Annotated in this window: 20 protein-coding genes; 15 read left to right on the forward strand and 5 right to left on the reverse strand. The window is 45.9% G+C overall.

Annotation, left to right across the window (positions count from 1 at the left end; genetic code table 11):
• The first annotated feature begins 81 nt into the window (after positions 1-81).
• From B5G11_RS09985 to B5G11_RS10005, 5 genes are all read left to right on the forward strand, one after another.
• Positions 82-1743, forward strand: coding sequence for a DUF885 family protein (locus tag B5G11_RS09985; RefSeq protein WP_087253267.1), 1662 nt, complete (start codon positions 82-84; stop codon positions 1741-1743).
• Positions 1744-1834: 91 nt separating this feature from the next.
• Positions 1835-2287, forward strand: a complete 453-nt coding sequence (locus tag B5G11_RS09990; RefSeq protein WP_087253269.1) for a PTS sugar transporter subunit IIA — start codon at positions 1835-1837, stop codon at positions 2285-2287.
• A gap of 173 nt (positions 2288-2460) precedes the next feature.
• Positions 2461-3147: an L-ribulose-5-phosphate 4-epimerase gene (locus tag B5G11_RS09995; protein WP_087253270.1), complete on the forward strand. Its 687-nt coding sequence runs from the start codon at positions 2461-2463 to the stop codon at positions 3145-3147.
• 55 nt (positions 3148-3202) lie between these two features.
• Positions 3203-3442, forward strand: coding sequence for a hypothetical protein (locus tag B5G11_RS10000; RefSeq protein ID WP_087253272.1), 240 nt, complete (start codon positions 3203-3205; stop codon positions 3440-3442).
• Between the two features lie 171 nt (positions 3443-3613).
• A complete protein-coding gene (locus B5G11_RS10005) occupies positions 3614-3820 on the forward strand; it encodes a DUF6199 family natural product biosynthesis protein (RefSeq protein ID WP_087253274.1) in 207 nt (68 codons plus the stop codon).
• Positions 3821-3971: 151 nt separating this feature from the next.
• Here the strand turns inward: B5G11_RS10005 and B5G11_RS10010 are convergent, their stop codons facing one another.
• Positions 3972-4238, reverse strand: coding sequence for a HipA N-terminal domain-containing protein (locus tag B5G11_RS10010; RefSeq protein ID WP_242959027.1), 267 nt, complete (start codon positions 4236-4238; stop codon positions 3972-3974).
• 369 nt (positions 4239-4607) lie between these two features.
• Here B5G11_RS10010 and B5G11_RS10015 point away from each other — a divergent pair, with 369 nt between their 5' ends.
• Positions 4608-5279, forward strand: a complete 672-nt coding sequence (locus B5G11_RS10015) for an FAD-dependent thymidylate synthase (RefSeq protein ID WP_087253276.1) — start codon at positions 4608-4610, stop codon at positions 5277-5279.
• A gap of 50 nt (positions 5280-5329) precedes the next feature.
• On the opposite strand, the gene B5G11_RS10020 is transcribed toward B5G11_RS10015, so the two are convergent.
• On the reverse strand, positions 5330-5791 hold the full coding sequence (locus B5G11_RS10020) for a DUF2798 domain-containing protein (RefSeq protein WP_087253277.1): 462 nt from the start codon (positions 5789-5791) through the stop codon (positions 5330-5332).
• Positions 5792-6004: 213 nt separating this feature from the next.
• Between B5G11_RS10020 and B5G11_RS10025 the strand changes: the two genes are divergently transcribed.
• From B5G11_RS10025 to B5G11_RS10045, 5 genes are all read left to right on the forward strand, one after another.
• Positions 6005-6805, forward strand: a complete 801-nt coding sequence (locus tag B5G11_RS10025) for a MerR family transcriptional regulator (RefSeq protein ID WP_087253279.1) — start codon at positions 6005-6007, stop codon at positions 6803-6805.
• Positions 6802-7611 (forward strand): ABC transporter ATP-binding protein, encoded by an 810-nt coding sequence (locus B5G11_RS10030; protein ID WP_087253281.1) that lies wholly within the window; start codon positions 6802-6804, stop codon positions 7609-7611. The genes B5G11_RS10025 and B5G11_RS10030 overlap by 4 nt, the downstream gene beginning before the upstream one ends.
• 3 nt (positions 7612-7614) lie before the next feature.
• Positions 7615-8328: an ABC transporter permease gene (locus B5G11_RS10035; RefSeq protein ID WP_087253282.1), complete on the forward strand. Its 714-nt coding sequence runs from the start codon at positions 7615-7617 to the stop codon at positions 8326-8328.
• Between the two features lie 351 nt (positions 8329-8679).
• Complete coding sequence (locus tag B5G11_RS10040; protein ID WP_242959028.1) at positions 8680-9873, forward strand: DUF6070 family protein; 1194 nt, start codon at positions 8680-8682, stop codon at positions 9871-9873.
• Between the two features lie 22 nt (positions 9874-9895).
• A complete protein-coding gene (locus B5G11_RS10045; protein ID WP_158099256.1) occupies positions 9896-11131 on the forward strand; it encodes a DUF6070 family protein in 1236 nt (411 codons plus the stop codon).
• Between the two features lie 30 nt (positions 11132-11161).
• On the opposite strand, the gene B5G11_RS10050 is transcribed toward B5G11_RS10045, so the two are convergent.
• From B5G11_RS10050 to B5G11_RS10060, 3 genes are all read right to left on the reverse strand, one after another.
• Positions 11162-12964, reverse strand: a complete 1803-nt coding sequence (locus B5G11_RS10050; protein ID WP_087253285.1) for a BlaR1 family beta-lactam sensor/signal transducer — start codon at positions 12962-12964, stop codon at positions 11162-11164.
• A gap of 2 nt (positions 12965-12966) precedes the next feature.
• Positions 12967-13353 (reverse strand): BlaI/MecI/CopY family transcriptional regulator, encoded by a 387-nt coding sequence (locus B5G11_RS10055; RefSeq protein ID WP_087167002.1) that lies wholly within the window; start codon positions 13351-13353, stop codon positions 12967-12969.
• A 97-nt stretch (positions 13354-13450) separates the two neighbouring features.
• Entirely contained in the window at positions 13451-14350 is a 900-nt protein-coding gene (locus B5G11_RS10060; protein WP_087253287.1) for a LysR family transcriptional regulator, read from the reverse strand.
• A 444-nt stretch (positions 14351-14794) separates the two neighbouring features.
• On the opposite strand from B5G11_RS10060, the gene B5G11_RS10065 reads away from it, so the two are divergent.
• The 4 genes from B5G11_RS10065 (at position 14795) to B5G11_RS10080 (ending at position 21765) form a co-directional block, all read left to right on the forward strand.
• Entirely contained in the window at positions 14795-15673 is an 879-nt protein-coding gene (locus B5G11_RS10065; protein ID WP_087253289.1) for a DUF3737 family protein, read from the forward strand.
• 26 nt (positions 15674-15699) lie between these two features.
• Positions 15700-16866 (forward strand): MalY/PatB family protein, encoded by a 1167-nt coding sequence (locus tag B5G11_RS10070; protein ID WP_087253291.1) that lies wholly within the window; start codon positions 15700-15702, stop codon positions 16864-16866.
• Between the two features lie 134 nt (positions 16867-17000).
• Positions 17001-21071 carry a TIM-barrel domain-containing protein gene (locus B5G11_RS10075; RefSeq protein ID WP_087253293.1) on the forward strand — a complete coding sequence of 1357 codons (4071 nt, stop codon included), beginning with the start codon at positions 17001-17003 and terminating at the stop codon, positions 21069-21071.
• A gap of 103 nt (positions 21072-21174) precedes the next feature.
• Positions 21175-21765 (forward strand): hypothetical protein, encoded by a 591-nt coding sequence (locus B5G11_RS10080; protein WP_087253294.1) that lies wholly within the window; start codon positions 21175-21177, stop codon positions 21763-21765.
• The last annotated feature ends 67 nt before the right edge of the window (positions 21766-21832 follow it).

The following is a 21832-nucleotide window of genomic DNA, read 5'->3' on the forward strand; positions in this document are numbered from 1 at the left end:
ATTGAAGAACCGTAAATGCTGTGCTAAGATGGAGAAAAGATCATAAAACCGATCAATCGGACACAAAAGGAGCGAACGGAGATGGCAAAGGGATACGAAGAACTGAGACGACAGTACCGGGAACTGGACAGAGACTGCGCGTTGCTGTCCAGATTTTGGCTGGATGGCAAACAGAAGAAAAGCAAGATATTTCTTCCAACAGAAGAGCACATGAGACAGGCATGGAGCAGGGTGGAGGAATTGAAAAAGAGGATGGAGGAACTGGAGGAACCAGACCGGGTATTCTCCTTGATAAAGCATCATTTTAAGGACTTTCTGGATTCGCTGGAGTATACTTTGAAGGATAAAGAGGAACATCCGGAGGCAGATCATCTTGGGATTCACTGGGAAATCGAGAATACTTCCCGATTGAACCGGCATCCGGACGAGGAACGTTGCCAGGGGCTGCTAGACTATCTACGCGAGATCTGTGAAGCTAAGGATAGTGTACTTGAACTGATTCAGGCAAAAGAGAAGGGAAGAAAAGGAGATCTTTCAGATGAATTCATGAGAGAAAGCAGAATGGTGGAGATGTACCGAACGGACTTGAAGAGATTTTTTTCATCCTTTTCACAAAATCAACTGGAAAGACTGAAAAAGGCCCTGGCAGAGACTGAAGTTGTTTTAGAAGAAATGGCAGAGAAACTTCGGGATGGTAAAAAAATGATACCAGCGGAGACGGAGGAAGAGGATCTGAAACAGACGGTGAAGATGGACGAAGAATTATACCGTACTATCTTGCAAAAACAGATGGGTGTGTCTTTGGATGAGCTCCTTTCCTGGTATCAGGAAGAGATTGAAAAGACCAGGGCGGACGTATTCGATATTGCCGGAAGGCTGGATATTCCGGAACCGGCGCCGACTACCATGGAGGAAATCAATGAAATCCTGTTTAAATATGAAGGACCGTGTGACACCCCGGAAGAGATGCTGGCCCGTGCAAATGAGTATCTAAAACGGACAAGGGCACTGGCGCATGAGTATGTCCGGCTTCCGGAGGATGAAGAGTGTATCTGTCTGCCGGTGCCGGAGTGCTGTAAAGATTCTTATCCGTGGGGCGGCTATGAAGGTGGAGATTTCAGTATCCGGCCTCTTGTAGGACAGATGTTTCTGAATGTATACAACTATAAAAATGTAACGGATGGTTGGATCCGGATGAACACGCTTCATGAAGCATATCCGGGCCATCATGTACAGTATGTGCGTGCTGTGGTTGATGAGACACCGGAGACGGTGAAAATTGGAGCTAAGCTGGTGCCACTTCTGGAAGGAACCTGTCTTCGAACCGAGCGCGCCTTTCAGGATCTTTTTTCAGAAGACCCGTTTTTTCCACTTTTTGTCGCATACCGGCGGCATCATGCTTCTGTGCGGATCCGTGCCGATCTAATGCTTTTTTACTATGGTGCATCGTTGGAAGAAGTAATTGAGCTTTATGAAAAGGAACTTGGATTTGACTGGGTGACAGCAAGAGGTCAGGTGAGGGCACATCAGAACTCCCCGGGATACTTTACCTGTTACTACTATGGTATGAAAAAAATCTGTGAATGGGAGAAAGTATATGGTTTCTCCAAAAAAGAGTATACTGAGCTGTTATTTTCGGCAGGATATATCAGCATGGATCGCTTTGAGGAACTGGTGAAGATGACAACCGAAGAACGGGAACGATATTTCCATGATTTTTCCAGTCTTCTGCAGGAAAATTAAAGGGAGACAGGACTTATGAGCTCGCGCCTACATAGGGACGCAGAAGATAGAGCTGGTTGTAAATCAAAGTATTATTCTAGGAGTCAGAGAGATGTTAAAAGAATTTGTGGAAAAGAAACATTATAAATTTGCAAAGAGTGCAAAAGATTGGAAAGATGCAATCCGAATGAGCTGTGAAGTTCTGGAAGCGGACGGAACAGTGGAGGAAAATTATAAAGAAGACCTTATCAAATGTGTCGAAAAATATGGTCCCTACATTGTAATCATGCCAGGGCTTGCGATGCCACATTCGCAGGAATTTGCAGAAGGCGTACATAAGACAGAGATTGCCTTTATGAAGCTGGATCAGCCGGTAAGTTTTGATCCGACTGACCATGATAAGGATGCCATTCTGTTTTTCACACTTGCTTCCTGCAATACGGATCAGCATCTGGACAATATGTCAAGACTTGCCGAGATGCTTTCAAATGAAGAACTTGTGGAGGAACTGAAAGAAGCAAAAGGTCCGGAAGATCTTCTGGCACTTGAGGAAAAATACTTTTAAAGGAAGATTCCTGCTCATTTTAAGATCATTCATCCCCAAAATAATGACAAAAAATTATATACAATGGTATAATTGAAAGTAAGCGGAATCGATATTATAAAAAAGGGATGATTGTATCGACAAACCGCGAGATTAACAAAGTAGTATTATATACGATTACGGAGGAATAAAAAATGCTGGAAGAATTAAAACAGATTGTTTACGAGGCAAATATGGATCTCCCGAAATATGGATTGGTTACATTCACATGGGGGAATGTAAGTGCGATTGACCGGGAAAAAGGGTATTTTGTAATCAAGCCAAGTGGCGTGGATTATGACAAACTGAAACCGGAAGATATGGTTGTAATGGATCTGGAAGGAAACAAAGTTGAAGGAAAATACAACCCTTCTTCCGATACAGCGACACATCTGGAGCTTTATAAAGCATTCCCGAACATCGGAGGCGTAGTTCATACCCATTCTCCGTGGGCAACAAGCTGGGCACAGGCGGGAAGAGGAATTCCGTGCTATGGAACGACACATGCAGACTACATGTATGGTGAAATTCCATGTGCGCGCTGTCTGGAAGGAAAAGAATTTGATGAGTACGAGAAAAATACAGGCCTTTTAATTGTAGAAACATTCAAGGAGAAAGATTACGAGGCTGTTCCGGCGGTACTCTGCAAGAACCATGGGCCATTTACATGGGGCAAAAATGCCCATGAGGCTGTACACAATGCCGTTGTCCTGGAAGAAGTGGCGAAGATGGCAGCCCGCTGTGAGATGATTAATCCGGAAGTAAAACCGGCACCGCAGGATCTTCAGGATAAACACTACTACAGAAAACACGGAGCAAACGCATATTACGGACAGAACTAAAAGGAAATGAGCCGGGGCAGGATCTTTTTGGAAATATGACAAAGGAGAAAAAGCTATGGGATCTTTTACTTTCCAGACAATCGTGCTTGTACTGATCGGTGCGGCAGTATTTGCTCTTGGTACGATCAACATAAGAGGACATTTCAGAATGAAAAGGCCAGGTGTACTTTTCAAAGGAAAAGTACTCAATGTAAAGCTGTTGGAACGAAGAGATAAGGAAGATCGGCTGATCCAGCATTATTATGAACTTCAGGTACAGTGCAGGACAACGGATAAGACATTTAACATCTGGTAGCGGTATTTGGAAGTGACATCTTACAGGCTAGGTCTTCTTCAGGGAATCTGCGGCTATGCTGAAATCCGTTATAATTTTTTATGTAAACCTTTGTATAATGGTAAGGTTTCCAGATATAGAGGAAATACTGTTTTTCGTGCACGAAATAAAATTATTTGTGGGAGATAGAAAATGAAGGATATAAATCTTATTTGGCCGGTCATTTTATTTCTTTTAGGATTGTTTATGTTAATCAATCCGAAGCTGCTTTGGAAAATGGAACATTATTTTACCGCGAAAAATGGAGAACCAACGGATTTATATATTGCATTTATGCGAATAGGCGGACTCTTTTTTATGTTTGCATCAGTCATTATTTCAGTAGCATGTTTTGCATAAATCATGATGTTTAAAGAGATAGGACGATTCTAGAAAGGATTGAGGCTTTGAAAACGCTCAATCCTTTCTAGAATCGTCCTTTTTTCTATGGAAATGCCGGGATCTTTTGTGTATCAGGATGGATTTTGGAGATAAATGCCGAGACATTCGTTTACACGCTCATGGATATTACCGGTCTACAAGCAGACGCCCCATCCGTCTGGAAGACTGTCTGCGAATACACCGAACAGTCCTTCAAATGGATCGACTTTAGGAAGAAATACTTTTTTTCCAACGGAAGAGAAAACGGGCTGATCGGAAATCCGGCAATCAGCCATGTATTATCATACTCAAATGCTGTCAGTCGTTTCCGGTAAAGCATCATTGTTCCGACCTTTCGACCATGATAGAAAACATGAAGACGTTCAATCTTTGACATATGCGACCTCCTCTATGGAGAGGAATGGAACTTCCTCAAACAGATGTTCCAGTTCTCCTTCGATTTCCAGTGGGGGTTGTTTTGAAAAAATATGGGTGTTCATAATGAATATATTATCCTAAAATCTAAAAAAAGCAAGAAATGACTAATATTTTAGCCTACATTTACATGAAGATTATAAGATCTTCAGAAAATCAAACAGAATACTGTATTGTTCCACAGCGAGTTTGGATGAATTTCCCAAATGATGTCGGGGATTCTTTATACTGACTGAAGAGAACCATTTGGAAAATCGAAGGTTTTGTAGTAAGATACTTATAATGACTGAGGAAAGGAAAAAATCTGTTTAGGACAGATCAGGGCTGTACGATGGGCAAAGTTACGCTTTTGGAGGAAACAACGAGAAAACCACTTACTTTGATGGGGGAAAGAGCTGGAATCTGTTGGGGCAGCGATATAGAGGACCCGGAGAAAAACTATAAAAGAGGGCTGGAATGTCTGAAAACAAATCATGGACGTGTACTGGAGTATGTAAATATAGAAATGGTTCTGGATGGGTATTCGGCCAGAGTAATTCGGGAATGGTATACTCATATAGGAGGTGCTCCGACAAGGCTGCAGGCAAGTACAAGATATATCAATTATCAGAATTTTGAGTTTGTAATTCCGCCTTCTGTCAAAAACAAAGATCTGGCTTTGGAGAGGTATCGTTCCTGCATGGAGGAAATTCAGAAATGCGCTTCTTTTCTGATCGAGGAATGTCAGATTCCAAAAGAGGATGCAGCCATGATCCTGCCGCTTGGCATGGGAACCAAGATTGTGGATAAGCGGAATCTGAGGAATTTTCTGGATATCTGCAAACAGAGGATGTGTATGAGAGCATACTGGGAATATCGTGATCTGATGCGGGATATTTTGAAAGAACTTCGGAATCTTTCAGAGGAATGGGAGCTGATTGTAGATCAGTACTGTAAACCAAAATGTGAATTCCTGAATTACTGTCCGGAGAAAAAATCCTGCGGGCGATTTCCTGTAAAATAACAGAAAAAAGGGGCTGAGTTTTCTTTTAAACTCAGCTCCTTTTTTCTATTTTATGACTGTCTCATGATTTTTCTGAACAGGAATCTTACCAGTGGTCCGGCATAGCACATCTGCCAGAAGAATGCCATCGGGAAATTCATTGCGATAGTCTGAAGCCAGACTGGGATTACGTTGATTCCTGCATCTTTGAACAGCAGTGTAGCCGCAAGACTCATCAGTGGACACATCCACATTACGGTGATGGCAGAAATTGCCAGTACCAGATGAAATGGGTTTTCTTTTTCCGGGTCTACGATTTTAAAAGCGGTTCTTTTTACGATGTGGCTCACAAAGAAAAAGTCCAGAAGAAAGGCGATCGGGTACATGATGATCAGTTCATGAAAGGCTGCTCCGAATACGGCATAATTCATTCCGCCCATGTTCAGTGCAATATTGTAGCAGATCATGGCATAAACCATGAAAAATACCATCAGAAGTGAAAAAATGAGTTCCTGTTTTTTAGTTCTTGGCATAAAAAATCCTCCTTATGAATGAATAATAAATCAGCAGAAAAATCGTGTTGTTCGTTATTCATTCGGGAGAATGTACGTTTCCAATAAAGACCTGAATTTTCCGAGTCACCAGTCTATCATAAGACGGGATCTGCGGTCAAGAAAAAATTTTTAAAGGGGCTTGCTTGTGACGTTACGTCATGAAGTATACTAGGAGCAGGAGGTGACACGGACATGGAAAAACAAAGAGCAGTACCGAAGGGATTTATGACCGTTGGGGAAGTGGCAAAGAAGATGAATGTCACAGTCCGGACATTACAGCACTATGACAGAGAAGGACTGCTTTCGCCTTCTTCCATCAGTGAAGGCGGGCGGAGGCTTTATACAGATAAAGATGTAATCCGTCTGCACCAGATTTTATCTTTGAAACAGCTCGGATTCTCCCTGCAGGATATCAAAAACCGCCTGATTCCGCTGGATACGCCGGATGAGGTGGCGGATGCCCTGGCACAGCAGGCAGAAGAAGTGCGACGGAAAGTCGAAAGTCTGTCCGAATCATTAAGGGAGCTTGAAATTCTGCGGGAAGAAGTGCTTCAGATGCAGGAGGTGGATTTCAAAAAGTATGCGGATATTATCGTAAACCTGCAGATGAATAATGAGTATTACTGGCTGATCAAGCATTTTGACGATCAGACACTGGAGCACATCCGAAGCCGCTTTGACCGGGAAAGCGGAACGGATTTTATGCACCGGTTTCAAAAGCTTCAGGAGGAAGCAATACAGCTTTACATAGCGAAAGTTCCGGCCGACAGCGAACAGGGACAGCGTTTTGCCGAGAATTATTGGAAGATGATCACGGAATTTACCGGAGGGGATTTGAGTATGCTCTCCAAATTGGTGGAAGTTGGAAAATTTGAAGGAACGGATCCAAAATGGCAGGAAAAACAGGCGATGGCCAATGAGTATGTCGGGCAGGTTCTGGATGTTTATTTTTCCCGGCTGGGAGTGAATCCGTTTCAGGAGGAAGATGCATGACAAAAGCAGTACAGGTTTGTGGATTAAAGAAAAGTTACGGGACACATACGGTGTTGAAAGATCTGAATTTTGGTGTGAATCAGGGGGAAATTTTTGGAATCCTGGGGATAAATGGTGCGGGTAAAACGACGGCCATGGAATGCATCGAGGGGCTGAGAACATATGACGAAGGACAGATCAATGTTCAAGGGAAAACCGGAATTCAGCTGCAGTCGGCATCACTGCCGGAGCATATCCGGGCGATGGAGGCGGTCCGGCTGTTTGCAAAGTGGAATCACTGCGTGCCGGATGCGGGAATGCTGAAGGAGCTTGGCATTCCGGAATTTGCAAAGAAGCAGTATTATCAGTTATCGACGGGACAGAAGAGACGGCTCCATCTGGCACTTGCCCTGATACGGGATCCGGATCTCCTGTTTCTGGATGAACCGACAGCAGGACTTGATGTGGAAGGGCGGGTATCGCTTCATGGCCTGATCCGAAAGCTGAGGGAAAATGGAAAGACCATTGTAATGACAAGCCATGATATGACAGAGGTGGAAAGCCTCTGTGACCGGATTGGGATTTTAAATGGGGGCAGCCTTGTATTTCTCGGAACGGTAGAGGAACTTGGTGAAAAGGTTGGAAAGCAGTACCGGATTTCGATTCGGACAGAACATGGCACGGAAGAGTTCGAATCAGAAGACATTGGAACAGATCTGATGAAACTGTTGGAACAGTACCGGAAGAGGAGTGCGACGATTCTGGATCTTCATGTGGACCGGGGATCGCTGGAACAACACTTTATGAAAATCACAAAGGGGGAATGACGGATGAATGCATTCTTTTACGGAGTCTCGCTCCAGTGGAAAATGGATATCCGGAGCCGGACGCTTCTGCTTACCTGCTATCTGGTGCCGCTTCTGTTCTTTGCGGTGATGGGAGGCATTTTTACTTCTGTCATGCCGGAAGCCAAGGAGACACTGATCCAGTCCATGACCGTGTTTGGCGTTTCCATGGGTGCGCTCATCGGTGTTCCACCTTCTCTTGTGGAAATCTACGGAAGCAAGATCCGGCAGGTTTACAAATCCAACGGGGTTCCGGAGTGGCTTGGATTCTTTACGACAGGTCTTTCTGCGTTTGTACATTTGTTTTGCATGAGTATGATTCTCTTTTTTTCTGCGCCACTGTTTTTTGACGCGGAATTTCCGGAACATCCGGCTGCATATGTGGTTTCACTGGTACTGTTTCTGGTTGTTACGATCAGCGTGGCAGGCGTGATCGGTCTGATGGTGAAAGATCAGAGTAAGACCTCCATGTGGTCAATGTTTGTCTTTCTTCCGTCGATTCTTTTGTCAGGCATTTTGTTCCCGAAAGAACTGCTCCCGAACGTGCTGCAGGTCATCGGAAATGCGTTTCCGGCTGCATGGGGATATTGCCTGATGACAGAAGCGGGAGGATGGATGGAGAACGTCATTCCACTTGCGGTGATTCTGGTTCTTGCACTGCTGCTGTGTAGCATTGGCATTCGCTGGAACAAAGAATAAAAATGGAACTGCACATATCCGGTCAAGAAAAAAGGAGTCCCATCGTGTAAACTAATACTTAGCAAGACCGGACCGGGCAGTGTTTGGAGAAAAGAGGATCTCCGCGGATAGAATCCGGGAATGGGTGCGGAAGCAGACCGGGGAGAGGAACACGCCTGTAATCCAAATAAGTGAAGAGGACTAAAAGAGGTACGGGCTGCTGCGAAATATTCGTAGTCAGCCCGTTGGAATCTTCTTGACTTTGAAATCTTACAAGTGTAATATTAAGACACAAGGAAGAAAAGCAGATAGATTCTTGCATTTCCGGGAAGATATTTTACAGTGGTAACAGATGGAAAAGGAGAGAAGTTCTTGAGCTGGAAGAAGTGGATGATTGCAGGATGGATTCTTCTGTTTGCCGGGGCGGGGTGCAGTATTGCCGTGGAAAGAGAGGACGGATACAGGCAGGAAAATCAGAAAAAAACAGAAAGACAGGAAAAAGAAGAGCGGATTTCCAGGGAGTCCGAACAGCTTGCAGAGGGATTCCGGGAGATTTACGAAGAGGAGAGAGGCAGAGGGGAAAAAGATACGCTGGCATTTCAGCAACAGATCATACAGGCCATCGGGGAGCAGGGATATGCGGCGGTTGACACGGACAATCAGATTAACATGGTACATCCCGGGCAGGTCCAGGACTTCTGCGAAAGCGCAGAACAAGGAGAAAAAGATTCAGTGGTGTTTTTCTGTGTAACGGACGAAGGCGGCTGGATCCGTTACGATCTGGAGGCTCAGAATGGAAACATAGAGGTGACAGAATCTTCCCTTCAGTGGGAGAACGACAGCCCGGAGGTCTATTATTATCATGAATTTGAAGCCGCCTCATGGGATTATACGGACAAGGGATATCTGTTTTTGGAGGAATCCCGTCCGGCGGGATACGACGGCGCTCCGGGGCAAAAAGCCTTCCGGGTCAAGCCGTTGGATCAGACATGCAGGGAGGCTTACCAGACCTATCTCGCATCTGTCGGATATGAGCGGAATAATCTGCTGATTACCGACTGGACGGAGCAGGATAGCAAAGAACTGGATTTTTGCGATCTGTATGAACGGCTTTACCGCGCAAAATATGGGGAAATTGTTCCATATGAAGCAAAGGAAGGGGCAGAATATCATGTGCCGGAAGAAGAAATTGAGGAGGTCCTGCAAAGTTATTTTTCTTTTGGCAGGCAGACGATCCGGGACCATATGAAGTTTCAACCGGAGAGCGGCACCTTTCTCTACCGCCCGCGGGGGCGTTATGATGGAGGCTCGCCATACGGGCCGTATCCGGAAGTGACCGGATATAAAGAACTGGAGGATGGAACGGTTCAGCTTACCGTGGAAGCGGTATGGGAGATGGAAATGCTGGACTGTGCCATGAAGAGTGAACTGGTGGTGCGCCCGATGAAAGACGGGAGTTTTCAGTATGTATCCAACCGTGTGATTTCCAGGGAGGAAGGGATGACTAATTTCTGGTATAAGCCAAGGCTCACAGAGGAGGAGTGGAATCATTACTATGGGGAGTAAAAAAATTTACAGAAAATATGCTATGCTTATAGTTCTCCTGATTCTGCTGATTGGTCTGAGCGGCATCATGCTGAGCAGAGACAGAAAAGAAAACAGCCAGAGCAAAGGGGAAGAAGCTGAGGCAACAGAGCAGACAGAACAGTGGGAAAAGGGATACAATCTTCCGCTGGATACCCAAAAGAAGAAAGATGCAGAAGAAGAGTGTAGTGCGGCAATGGAGCTGATTTCCAGTCAGTATCAGAACATGGATAAAGGGGATGCATCCGATGGAGTATTATCCGATGAGGAGATTGTCGCCCTGAAGGAGGTGCTGAAGGAAGACAGATTGACGGTAACCGGCGCGGATGCCTATTCGACAATGGAGAACTATGAGACGATGGAAGACTTTCTGGCAGACTGCAAGGAAGGAAAAGAGGGAACGACCGTTCTTTATAAGGTGAAGTCCAGCGGCGGGTTGAACCGGATGGAGTTTGAGTATGACGGGGAAAACCTGTATGTGGTGGATACCATTTCCGAGTGGAGCGGTGACGGGGAACCTGTCATTTCTTCCACTTCCTATACAAGGGTGAAATGGTGGAACTACACGGAAAAAGGCTGGCTTTCCTACGAGTTGTGTGCGCCGCAGCCGCCGGAAGTTACGGAAGTCGTGGACGCATCCACGATGATACGGATCCGGCCCATGGAAGAAACGTACCGAGAACTTTCCAGGAAGTGTGTTCTGGCACTTGGATATCAGGGAAATAATCTACTTTGTTCAAACTGGAATACGTCCGATCTTTCCAGACTGGATTACAATGGAGTGTTTGAATCATTCTATGAAATGAAATATGGAACGATCATAGATTATGACCGGTATGCGGACGGGATCGAGGCGGAAGAATTTGAAAGTCTGATCATGGAATATCTTCCGGTGACGAAAGATGAACTCAGGGCCTGTGCAGAATACGATGCAGAGACAGGAACCTATCTGTGGGTACGGCTTGGGACCGGGAACTATTCTCCGACTACGTTTGGAACTTCCATTCCGGAAGTTGTAAAGGCAGAAGAAAAGGGGGACGGCATAGTGGAACTGACGGTGCAGGCGGTGTGCATGGCAGCGTGTAATGACAATGCGATGACTCATAAACTGATCGTGCAGTTTTCGGATGACGGGACATTCCAATATCTGGGAAATGAGATTTCCGAGGAGGAACTTGCGAAAGTGCCGGAATATCAGTACCGGCTTGGAAAACAGTGGGAAGAAGCGGACGAGGAGTAAATATTCCTGTCCGCTTCATTTTGCGTGAATTTAAAGGGATTCATCAGAATAAATCCCCAGATCCGATAAGATGGAAAGGGTGATGGATGCTGCTGCGCTTCCGGCTGCATCTTTGCCCCGAAGGTTTGATGCAAAGAAGACCGGGTGCCCGGAAGACTCTACAAAACCGACAAACCAACCGTTGATATTCTGCCCATTTATCTGTCCGGTTCCCGTCTTTCCATAAAGGGCAGTTCCCGAAGATGAGGAAAGGCAGATAGCATCTTTGACCGTTTCAATATGTGACGGATCGAAATTCCAGTCGTTGTAATAAAATGAAACAAGAAGCTGCACCTGCTCCACCGGAGAAATTTTCAGAGAAGATTCCATCCAGTAAGAAGAAAGATCTCCCTGAAGGGATTCATTTCCATAGCCGATCTGATGCAGGTAGGAACGCAGGACGGATGCGCCCATCTGATGATCCAGATTCTGAAAATACCAGTTGACGGAGGAGGTCATTGCACTTTGCAGTGTCTGATCCTGATTCCACTCTTCAAATGGATACGATTCATCCGGCTGTGGAAGAAAGTTGTGTTCCGGAGTGATTATCCCTTCTTCCAGAGCAAACAGGGCATCAAAAATCTTATAGGTCGAATCCGGTGAAACCCGGCTGCGGGCAAGGGATTCGTTGTAGATGGTCCAGTCGTCCGCTTCCATATCGTACAGGACAAAACATCCCTCATAGCCCTGGAAATAGGCGGAAAGGGAAGATGAAGTACCGGAAGCTCCATTTTCGGGAAGCGCCGCATTTTCTGCCGCTGCATCGGAGGAAAGAAAGGGAACCGATGCGGACAAAAGGAGACAGATCAGGAAAAAGGCGCACCCGCTTTTGAATCGCCTACAGGGTGTAGGCTTCTGGTAGGAAGCAATGCAAAGAATCCGTTTTCGGATCTGTTTTTTATTTTCTCCAAGTCCGGCTGTAAAAGGAAACGGATGAAGCGATGTTTTCCGGGCAAATCGGATGAGGGTCTGCCCATATTCGGCATAGGAAGTTTCATCGAGCAGGGACAGCACAGAAGCATCGCAGGCAATTTCCCGGTCTTCCCGCATGGTGTGAAGAGAAAGGCGCATCAGCGGATGAAACCAGTAGACCATACCCGCAAGATTCATCAGATGTCCGATGAGTGAATCCCGGTGGCGGTAATGAAACAGTTCGTGAAGCAGAATATACCGGAGATCCTTTTCCTGATAATCAGAGATCAGGTGAATCGGAAGGTAAATGCCGGGACGAATGACCCCGGCCATAACCGGAGACTTTAAAAAGGCATTGCTGTACACAGGAATCTTCCGCCGGATGTGCAGTTCCTCCAGACACGACTGATACAGCGCTTTTGCTTTTTCATGCTGCAAAGGAAGGGAAGCGTTTTTCAGTGCATGGAGACGAAGTGCAGAACGGATCAGAAAGATTCCCATAAAAAGGACGCCGGCAATCCAGACGGCAAAAAGAAAACCCCAAAGAGAAGACGGCGTTCTCTGTGTAACAGATTCCGTGAAATCATTCATCCATCCGGCGGCAGCAACGTAAGGCTGCATATTCTGGCCTGTTCCGGATACAGCATGAAATGAAAAAGAATGGTTTGACGGCAGGAAAGACCATAAAATATTTCCGGAAAATTTAAAAGGGAGACCCGGAAGAAACGGAATGGCAGACAGTATAAGCAGCACAAGCCAGAGATGGTACCGCATCCGTCCGACAAGCAGTGTTTTGAATACTGTCCGGAGAAAGAAAAAGATACCGATGATTCCACAAAGAAGAAGGCTGCAGAACAGAAAATGTATCATAAAACGTTCCATGATCAGCGGCCTCCTTTTTTTGATGTTCCGGACAAAAGCGCACGCAGTTCATCGAGGTCTTCTTCCGAAAGGCGGTCCTCCTCCAGGAAAGAGGAAACCATTTCGGTGAGATCCCCATGGTAAAAACGCTTCAGAAAAGAAGAACTCTCCTGTCCGATATATTCTTTTTCTCCGACCAGAGGAGTGTAGACAAAGATACGTCCCTGCTTTTCGTAGGTCAGAGCACCTTTGTTGACCAGCCGCTTGATCAGCGTCTGAATCGTTTTCGGACTCCAGGATGTCGTTTTCTCCAGACATTCCGTGATTTCATTTGTGTTGACCGGGGCACGCTGCCACACGATTTTCATGACTTCAAATTCCGCCTCGGAGATTTGCGGCAAACGGGTCATAACAGATTCCTCCCTTCAATCTTACAAATGTAATAGTTATATTATAAAAGAGAATACATCCGATTGTCAAATAAAGCGGGGAAAATGGAGGAGAAACCTATGCTTCATCCAGAGAAAGAGATTCCCGCAGGACAGAAATAAATTTTTCCACCGGTTTGGAAAACACCTGATACTTTTTCCAGATAATTGACATCTCTATCTCCAGTGCCGGATCAAGCGGACGAAAGCAAAGAGTACTGTCTCCGGTCGTATTGATCAGATGGTCAAAACTAAACGCATAGCCCAGCCCTTCATCGACCAACCGGGAAGCATTGTAAATCAGATTGTAGGTGGCTACAATACGAAGATCAGCCGGATCCCGCTTCAACCACTGCAGCACCTGGCCGCCGTTGGACTCCTGCTGGGAGACGATCAACGGCTGATCCCAGAGATCTTCTCTCCGGATTGATTCCTTCTCGGCAAGAGGCGAATCCTTACGCATCAGCACACCCCAGATATCCCGTACCGGAACTTTCAAAGCATGATATTTCGTCAGATCTACAGGACCAAAAACAATTCCAAAATCAATCAGTCCCCTGTCAAGAGACTCTCTCACAAACACAGCATTTCCACTTGAAATATGAAACTGGATGCCGGGATAACGCGACTGCATCTGCTTTGCCGCCCGCGCAATCAGCCGGATCCCGTCAGTCTCGCCGGCACCAATATAAATATCACCGATCAGAACATCATCAGAAGCAGAGATCTCAGACTCCGTCTTTCGGACAAGCTCGAGAATCTCCTCAGCCCGCTTACGCAGAATCATCCCCTCTTCTGTAAGCGTAATCCGCCGGGAACCCTTACCACCCCGGATAAAAAGTTTCTTACCAAGCTCATCCTCCAGGTTTTTAATCTGCGTAGAAAGCGTCGGCTGTGAAAGACGCAACGACTCGGCAGCATGAACAATACTCTGTTCCCTTGCAATCGCAAGAAAATATTGAAGAACACGAAGCTCCATAAACACATTCCTCCATCAGACTCATCACATAAAATATAAACTATACAAAATTTAAAACGTACTATAAAACACTACCAATACTATACCCCGAAGCAGAATAGGTTTCAACTATAAATCCTTATAAACTATAAATAATTACTATCTTATACGCTTTATCGGGGACGTGTTCCGGTGCACAGGTACACGACGTAAATGGACAAAAAAGTCTCAAAACCCGCATAAAATAAGGCCAAAACCGAATTGTCAGATTTTTTCCATCGGGGACAGGTTCCGAAACGCCGGAACACGTCCCCGAAAAATATCCATAACTTTCAGCTATGAAAAGGCATAGTACATAAGTATTTGCTATTTTGTTTTGGCCGTTCTATAGTTAGTTTAGTAAGGAGACTGGGTATTATCCAGGAGCAGGTATTTATAAAGAAGATCGTGAGGAGGTTTTGGAACATGGCAGAAAGAGAATTAGTAAAGCAGGCGTATCTGACAGGGGAAAGGCCGTTGTTTCATGCGGAGCATACGGATGTTTATGATACAATTTTTACAGATGGGGAGTCGCCGTTAAAGGAGAGTAGTGATATCAGGCTTTATGGCAGCATGTTTAAATGGAAGTATCCGCTTTGGTACTGTAATCATATCTATGCGGAGGACTGTACATGGTTTGAGATGGCGAGAGCGGGTGTATGGTATACAAATGATATCACGGTGAAAAATGCGGTCATTGAGGCGCCGAAGAATTTCCGGCGCTGTCAGGGGGTGCATCTGGAATATGTGACATTCCCGAATGCGGCTGAGACTTTCTGGAACTGCAGTGATGTGACAATGGAACATGTTACGGCAAAGGGTGATTATTTTGCCATGAACAGTGAAAATATGAAGCTGTCCGATTTCCAGCTGATAGGGAATTATTCTTTTGACGGTGTGAAAAACATGGAAATCCGAAATGCCAAGATGCTTTCGAAAGATGCGTTCTGGAACAGTGAGAATGTGACAGTTTATGATTCTTTTATTTCAGGAGAGTATCTGGGATGGAATGCGAAAAATCTGACATTGATTAACTGTACAATCGAGAGTCTTCAGGGAATGTGTTACATCGACAATCTTGTAATGAAGAACTGTCGTCTGCTGAATACAACGCTGGCATTTGAGTATTCAACCGTGAATGCTGAAATCACAGGAAAGGTAGACAGCATTTTGAACCCGTCCGGCGGTACGATCTGCGCGGATGAGATCGGAGAACTGATTATTGAAAAAGACAGGATTGACCCGGAGAAGACCAGGATCTGCTGCAAGTCGGTTGAAGAAAAGCTGGATCGATTTTGTGCATAATCGGGCAGGACAGGAGGAAACAGGGTATGAATTATGATTTTGATAAGCCGGTTAACCGGCGTGGAACTCTGTCTGTAAAATGGGACGTTGCCGGGAATGAGCTTCCGATGTGGGTGGCGGATATGGATTTTGAAACGGCGCCGGAGATCCGGGATGCAATTCAGAAAAGAGCAGGCCACGGTGCTTTTGGATACACTTTGATCCCGGATGAGTGGTATGAGTCAATTCAGAACTGGTGGGAGACGCGCCATCAGTTCCGGATAGAAAAAGACTGGCTGATTTTCTGTACCGGCGTGGTGCCGGCCATTTCCAGTGCGGTTCGGAAACTTACGACTCCGGCGGAGAAAGTCGTGCTTCTGACACCGGTTTACAACATTTTTTTCAATTCGGTTGTAAATAATGGAAGATATGTTGTAGAGTGTCCGCTTTCCTATGATGGAGAATGTTACGATGTGGATTTCGAAGCGCTGGAAGAAGTGCTTTCTGATCCCCAGACGACTATGTTGATTTTCTGTAATCCGCACAATCCGGTGGGGAAAATCTGGACGAGAGAGACGATGGAGCGGATTGGAGAGCTGTGCTGGAAATACCATGTGGTGGTTATTTCGGATGAAATTCATTGTGAACTGACGGATCCTGGAAAATCCTATATCCCGTTTGCATCGGTATCGAAAAAGTGCAGGAATAACAGTATTACCTGTATTGCGCCTACCAAGACATTTAATCTGGCGGGGCTACAGACAGCGGCTGTGATGGTGCCGGATGAAACTTTGCGTCATAAGATCTGGCGGGCCTTGAATACGGATGAAGCGGCGGAGCCGAATGTCTTTGCCATGACGGGGACAATCGCGGCTTACCAGAAAGGTGGCCCGTGGCTGGATGCACTGAGAGACTATCTATATGAAAATAAACAGACTGCGGGGGAATTTATCAAAAAAGAGATCCCGAAGATTCATCTGGTTCCTTCCGAAGCTACGTATCTTCTCTGGATTGACTGCCGGGAAATTACAGAGGATTCGGAAAAACTGGCTGCGTTTCTGAGGAAAGAGACCGGGCTGTATTTGTCGTCCGGAATCCAGTACGGCAAAACAGGAGAGGGATTTCTTCGAATGAATATTGCATGCCCGAGGGCGGTTCTAAAAGACGGACTTCAGAGATTGAAGGATGGAATCACTTTATATATTTATACATAAGTACAATCTTTTTGTAATATTGGACAGAAAAAGCGCTCAGTGATAGCGCTTTTTTGTCTGTTCTGGTAGAATGAATTTACAAAATTTTAAGGCATCATGCATAACCATTCTGGTTGTGTCAAAGGAGGATTGTAATGAGTGAGGAAAAGAACGCATTTTGCGGGACATTAAGTGAGGCATCCGTCATTCAGAAGGATGCGGACAGAAGCAATATCGTATATCTGTCATTTCAGGAAGGAATCAAGGGGAAGATTATATTTCTGGAAGAATCGATTTTCCGCTACGATGTAAGTACAGATGGAGCATTTCCGGAATATGCTGCTCCAAGAGATGAGGCCCATACGGCAAAGATTCAGCAGTACCCGGATGAGGCGGACGCCTACACAAAGCCAGAGGCTGAGATTCTGGAAGACACGTCATCTGTCACAGTACAGTGCGGCAGAACAAGGATTGTGTTCGATAAAGCGAAAGCGCTGATGACGGTCTATGCAGGAGAGCGAAAGGTAATGGAGGAGGCGAAGTCTCTGGAATTTACTTCAGAAGAAACGGTTCAGACACTTCTGCGCGGGGAAAATGAGCATTTCTACGGCGGCGGAACACAGAACGGCCGGTTTGTGCATACAGGCCGGAAGATTCAGATTGTCAATGAAAGTGCATGGATGGACGGAGGTGTGGCATCTCCGAATCCATTTTATTATACGACAGGCGGATATGGTGTGCTGAGAAATACGTTCTCAGACGGACTCTATGATTTCGGTGAGTCAGATGCGGATGTGGTTACGGCTGCCCACAAAGAGCACCATTTCAGTGCGTATTATTTTGTGACCGAAAATGAAGGAGGCCGTCAGATCGTTATGGATCTGCTTCGGGCTTACTATCATGTAACCGGAAATCCGCTACTGCTTCCGGAGTATGGATTCTATGAAGGCCACCTGAACTGCTACAACAGAGATGCCTGGTCAGAGGAAGCGGGAGATAAGGAATGGAATGTCAAGGGAACCGAGTCTCACCTTAACGAAGGAACCACCCATTATGAAAGTGGAATGGCAACCGGCTACCGGCTTTCCGAGGGACAGCATTCCGAGTCATTAAACGGAGAAACCCCGACAGTGGCTACAGAGAACTATCCGGAAAATGTTGATACTCCGTATGAATATTCGGCAAGGGCTGTTCTGGATAAATATCTTCTGTATGACATGCCGCTTGGATATTTCCTGCCAAACGATGGATATGGCGGAGGTTACGGCCAGAACGGCTACTATGTACAGGGAGGCGTTCTGGAAGATGGAAGCAGTTCCGAAGAGCGTATCGCTGCAGTGGACGCCAATGTAGAAAATCTGGCACGCTTTACAGAGTACGCAAACAAAAGAGGTGTGGCATCCGGACTGTGGACAGAGAGCAATTTAAGCCCGGATTCAGACGAGAAGACATACTGGCATCTGCTCCGTGATTTCCGTAAGGAAGTAACCAGGGGCGGCGCTACTACGCTGAAAACGGACGTGGCATGGGTCGGACCGGGATATTCCTTCCAGTTAAATGGAGTCAAGACAGCGTACGACATTGTCACAACATCAGAGAACTTCCGCCCGAACATCATTTCTCTGGACGGCTGGGCAGGCTCTCAGAGATTTAACAGTGTATGGAGTGGTGACCAGACCGGAGGAAACTGGGAATATATCCGTTTCCACATCCCGACCTACATTGGAAGTTCCTTAAGCGGAAACCCGAATATCGGAAGTGATATGGACGGAATTTTCGGCGGGAAACCGCTGATTGCGGCAAGAGATTACCAGTGGAAATCCTTTACACCGCAGATGCTCAACATGGACGGATGGGGAAGCTATATGAAAGCACCGTTTACTTTCGGTGATCCGTATACCGGAATCAACCGGATGTATATGAAGATGAAATCCATGTTGATGCCGTATATTTATACCTGCGCAGTGTCCGCATCCAATCTGGAAACCGGAAATGAGGATACAGGCCTTCCGATGGTAAGAGCGATGTTCCTGGAATATCCGGATGATGAGTATGCATACAGCCGTTCCATGCAGTATCAGTTTATGCTCGGCTCCAGTATTCTGGTGGCGCCGGTTTACCAGAACGTGGCAGGAGACGAGATGGGAAATGATGTAAGAAATCATATCTACCTGCCGGATCCGGAGCAGATCTGGGTAGATTATCTGACCGGAGAACTGTATCAGGGCGGGCAGGTTTTAAATAACTTTGATGTTCCGCTCTGGAAGCTGCCTGTCTTTGTAAAACAGGGAGCGATTCTGCCGATGTACGAAGCAAACAATACGCCGGATGCAGTGAAAAAGGATCATAGAATCGTTGAAGTATGGCCGGCAGGTGAAACGACCTATACCGTATACGAGGATGACGGAAAATATATTTCCAATGAGACAGAAGAAGACGAAGCATACGGAACGATCGACCATGTTTCCTACGGGGATCATGTTTCTATCCGGTACACATCTAAAGTAGAGGGAGACAAGGCAGTTCTGACGGCAGAACGGTCCGAAGGAACTTATGAAGGATATGAACCAGACCGCAGTACAACATGGATTGTCCATCTGACACAAAAACCGGATGCGGTGCTTGTAAAGAACGGAGCAGAGACTCTGAAAGCAAGAGAAGCCAGAGATTTACAGACACTGGAAAACCAGATGCCGGATGCGGGCGAGGCACTTTATTACTATGAGGAAGCTCCAAAACTTCGTACTTTTGCATCCGCAGATGAGAAAGAGCTTGCAAAGATGACAGATGAAGTTCGGACGGCACCGAAGCTTTACATTCGGCTTCCTAAAGTGGATGTGACAGCAGTAGAACAGTCCGTGGAAATTCAGGGATTTGTCTGTGAGATGGAAGTAGGAAAAGAGCAGGAAAATCCGGCGCTTTGCGTGCCGGAGCTTACGATCGCGGAAGAGGAGAAAACAGCTTCCTCCATGTGGCTGCGCTGGACAAAGACAGATGGTGCTTCCAGTTACGAAATGCTGGTAGACGGACAGCTTTATACGATGGGAGACGCAGACTCTTATCTGCACGATGATCTGGATTATCATTCCGAACATAGTTACCAGATTCGTTCCAGAAATGCAGATGGCTATTCTGCATGGAGCAGCGAGGTTCGAACGATGACGCTGTCTGATCCGTGGAGAAATGAAATCGGAGCAGCAGGTAAGGTAACATTTACCGGAAGCGATGAGGCCGGCCCGCTGAAATATGCGACAGATCACAGTTTCCGTGGCCTCTTCTTCTCGGCAGACGATGTTGCAGGACAGAAGATCCCGTTCATCTACGATTTTGGCGCGGCATACGAACTGGACAAATTCGAATACTATCCGCGTGACAGCTATGGAAGCGGTACAGTACAGCGTATGAACGTCTACTCCAGTATGGACGGAGTACACTGGAAACTGGAGTGGAACGGAGCCGAACACGATGCATGGACGTACAATACGGATCTGGATGTGGAGGAAAACGTACAGACCGTACCACTTACCGGTGTTCTTGCACGCTTCCTGAAACTGGAAGTAACAGAGTCTTTAAGAAATTACTTTGCGGCACACGAACTTCCGGTTTACAAAAAAGACGGCACGAAACCATTTGCTGTGGGAAGTACAAACAAGAATGAAGAAGTCTCCGAAGGAGATTACACGAACATGAAGAACTATCTCGGAACCTCTATCAAGGACGGATCCAACTTCGTGGATCAGATTCAAAAGAGAGGCGGAGATATCAACATGAATGGTGTTTACGATGTATACGACTACGCATACACCATGTTCCAGCTGGACGGAGGCACAAAGCAGACCGGAACTGTTTCCGGAAAGATTCTCCTCGTGCCGGAAAAAGAAACGGTCAAAGCAGGAGAAACCTTTACAATTACTGCAATGGCAGAAGAGGCTGAAAATATCAATGCCTTCGGAAAGGTGCTTGACTACGATCCGGCAAAACTGGAATTTGTATCTGTCAGCCGGGAAGACGCAGTTGCTTCAATGGAAGATTTGACAGTCAATAAAGTTTACGGTGATGGAACCGCTTATGTAAACCTCGCATTTGCAAACCGGGGTGACAAGCCGCTCTACAACGGAAGCGGACAGCTTGCAGTCATCACCATGAAAGCACTGGCTGATGTACAGCCGAAGACAGATCTGAATCTGGATGACGTCCTTGCCATCGGACCAGATTTGATCAAATAAAAAAGTAAGAAAAAATAATTTTGGAAACAGGGAGCACCAGACTGCCGCCAGAAACGGCAAAAGGTGCTCCCTTTTCTGCAATCAAAGCACACCCAACCCCAATATGCCGCTTCGGGGATTTATCTACCTGGCAAGAATTTATCAGAACTATATCAAACAGATAGACGCAAACATTTATGGGAAAACTCTGATTCCTTTACCGGTTCCGAAATATGTGGTATTCTACAATGGAAATCAGACGGAAGCAGATTACCAGGAATTATGTCTTTCAGATGCATTTCTTCCAACAGAATCTTCAGAAGAGAAACCCGCGGTCGAATGCCGTGCAGTGATGCTGAATATCAATCTCGGGCACAACAAGGAACTGATGGAAAAATGCCGTGCATTATGGGAGTATGCTTACTTTGTCAATGAAGTAAAGGAAAATCTGAAAAACGGGGTGCCTATTGAAAACGCAGTGGCAGAAGCGAGAAAAGCATGCATTGACAAAGATATTTTGAAAGAATTCCTGGAAAAGAACAGTTCGGAGGTGGAGGACGTGATCTTAGAGGAATTCGATCGTGAATGGTATGAGAAGAAAGTCCGGGAAGAAAGCCAGAGGATAGGGGTGGAAGAAGGAAGAAATGAAGAATTGAGCCGGATTGCCGAGGATGAGAAGCTGCGGGAAGAGCTGTATCGGGAATATGGATTATAATAGTGCAAAAAGAAAGCCGCTGCCTTTTCAGGAACATGTCCTGCAAGGCAGCGGCATTTGTATCAAA

Source organism: Drancourtella sp. An57, assembly GCF_002161525.1.
GTDB classification, from domain to species: Bacteria; Bacillota; Clostridia; order Lachnospirales; family Lachnospiraceae; genus Sellimonas; species Sellimonas catena.

Excerpts from the sequence above, each read along its gene's own strand:
- B5G11_RS10025 (WP_087253279.1), top strand. The coding sequence starts at position 6,005 with ATGGAAAAACAAAGAGCAGTACCGAAGGGATTTATGACCGTTGGGGAA.
- B5G11_RS10075 (WP_087253293.1), top strand. The coding sequence starts at position 17,001 with ATGAGTGAGGAAAAGAACGCATTTTGCGGGACATTAAGTGAGGCATCC.
- B5G11_RS09985 (WP_087253267.1), top strand. The coding sequence starts at position 82 with ATGGCAAAGGGATACGAAGAACTGAGACGACAGTACCGGGAACTGGAC.
- B5G11_RS10055 (WP_087167002.1), bottom strand. The coding sequence starts at position 13,353 with ATGACCCGTTTGCCGCAAATCTCCGAGGCGGAATTTGAAGTCATGAAA.
- B5G11_RS09990 (WP_087253269.1), top strand. The coding sequence starts at position 1,835 with ATGTTAAAAGAATTTGTGGAAAAGAAACATTATAAATTTGCAAAGAGT.
- B5G11_RS10010 (WP_242959027.1), bottom strand. The coding sequence starts at position 4,238 with ATGTCAAAGATTGAACGTCTTCATGTTTTCTATCATGGTCGAAAGGTC.
- B5G11_RS10045 (WP_158099256.1), top strand. The coding sequence starts at position 9,896 with ATGCTTATAGTTCTCCTGATTCTGCTGATTGGTCTGAGCGGCATCATG.
- B5G11_RS10080 (WP_087253294.1), top strand. The coding sequence starts at position 21,175 with ATGCCGCTTCGGGGATTTATCTACCTGGCAAGAATTTATCAGAACTAT.
- B5G11_RS10070 (WP_087253291.1), top strand. The coding sequence starts at position 15,700 with ATGAATTATGATTTTGATAAGCCGGTTAACCGGCGTGGAACTCTGTCT.
- B5G11_RS10020 (WP_087253277.1), bottom strand. The coding sequence starts at position 5,791 with ATGCCAAGAACTAAAAAACAGGAACTCATTTTTTCACTTCTGATGGTA.
- B5G11_RS09995 (WP_087253270.1), top strand. The coding sequence starts at position 2,461 with ATGCTGGAAGAATTAAAACAGATTGTTTACGAGGCAAATATGGATCTC.
- B5G11_RS10065 (WP_087253289.1), top strand. The coding sequence starts at position 14,795 with ATGGCAGAAAGAGAATTAGTAAAGCAGGCGTATCTGACAGGGGAAAGG.
- B5G11_RS10015 (WP_087253276.1), top strand. The coding sequence starts at position 4,608 with ATGGGCAAAGTTACGCTTTTGGAGGAAACAACGAGAAAACCACTTACT.
- B5G11_RS10005 (WP_087253274.1), top strand. The coding sequence starts at position 3,614 with ATGAAGGATATAAATCTTATTTGGCCGGTCATTTTATTTCTTTTAGGA.
- B5G11_RS10035 (WP_087253282.1), top strand. The coding sequence starts at position 7,615 with ATGAATGCATTCTTTTACGGAGTCTCGCTCCAGTGGAAAATGGATATC.
- B5G11_RS10050 (WP_087253285.1), bottom strand. The coding sequence starts at position 12,964 with ATGGAACGTTTTATGATACATTTTCTGTTCTGCAGCCTTCTTCTTTGT.
- B5G11_RS10060 (WP_087253287.1), bottom strand. The coding sequence starts at position 14,350 with ATGGAGCTTCGTGTTCTTCAATATTTTCTTGCGATTGCAAGGGAACAG.
- B5G11_RS10030 (WP_087253281.1), top strand. The coding sequence starts at position 6,802 with ATGACAAAAGCAGTACAGGTTTGTGGATTAAAGAAAAGTTACGGGACA.
- B5G11_RS10000 (WP_087253272.1), top strand. The coding sequence starts at position 3,203 with ATGGGATCTTTTACTTTCCAGACAATCGTGCTTGTACTGATCGGTGCG.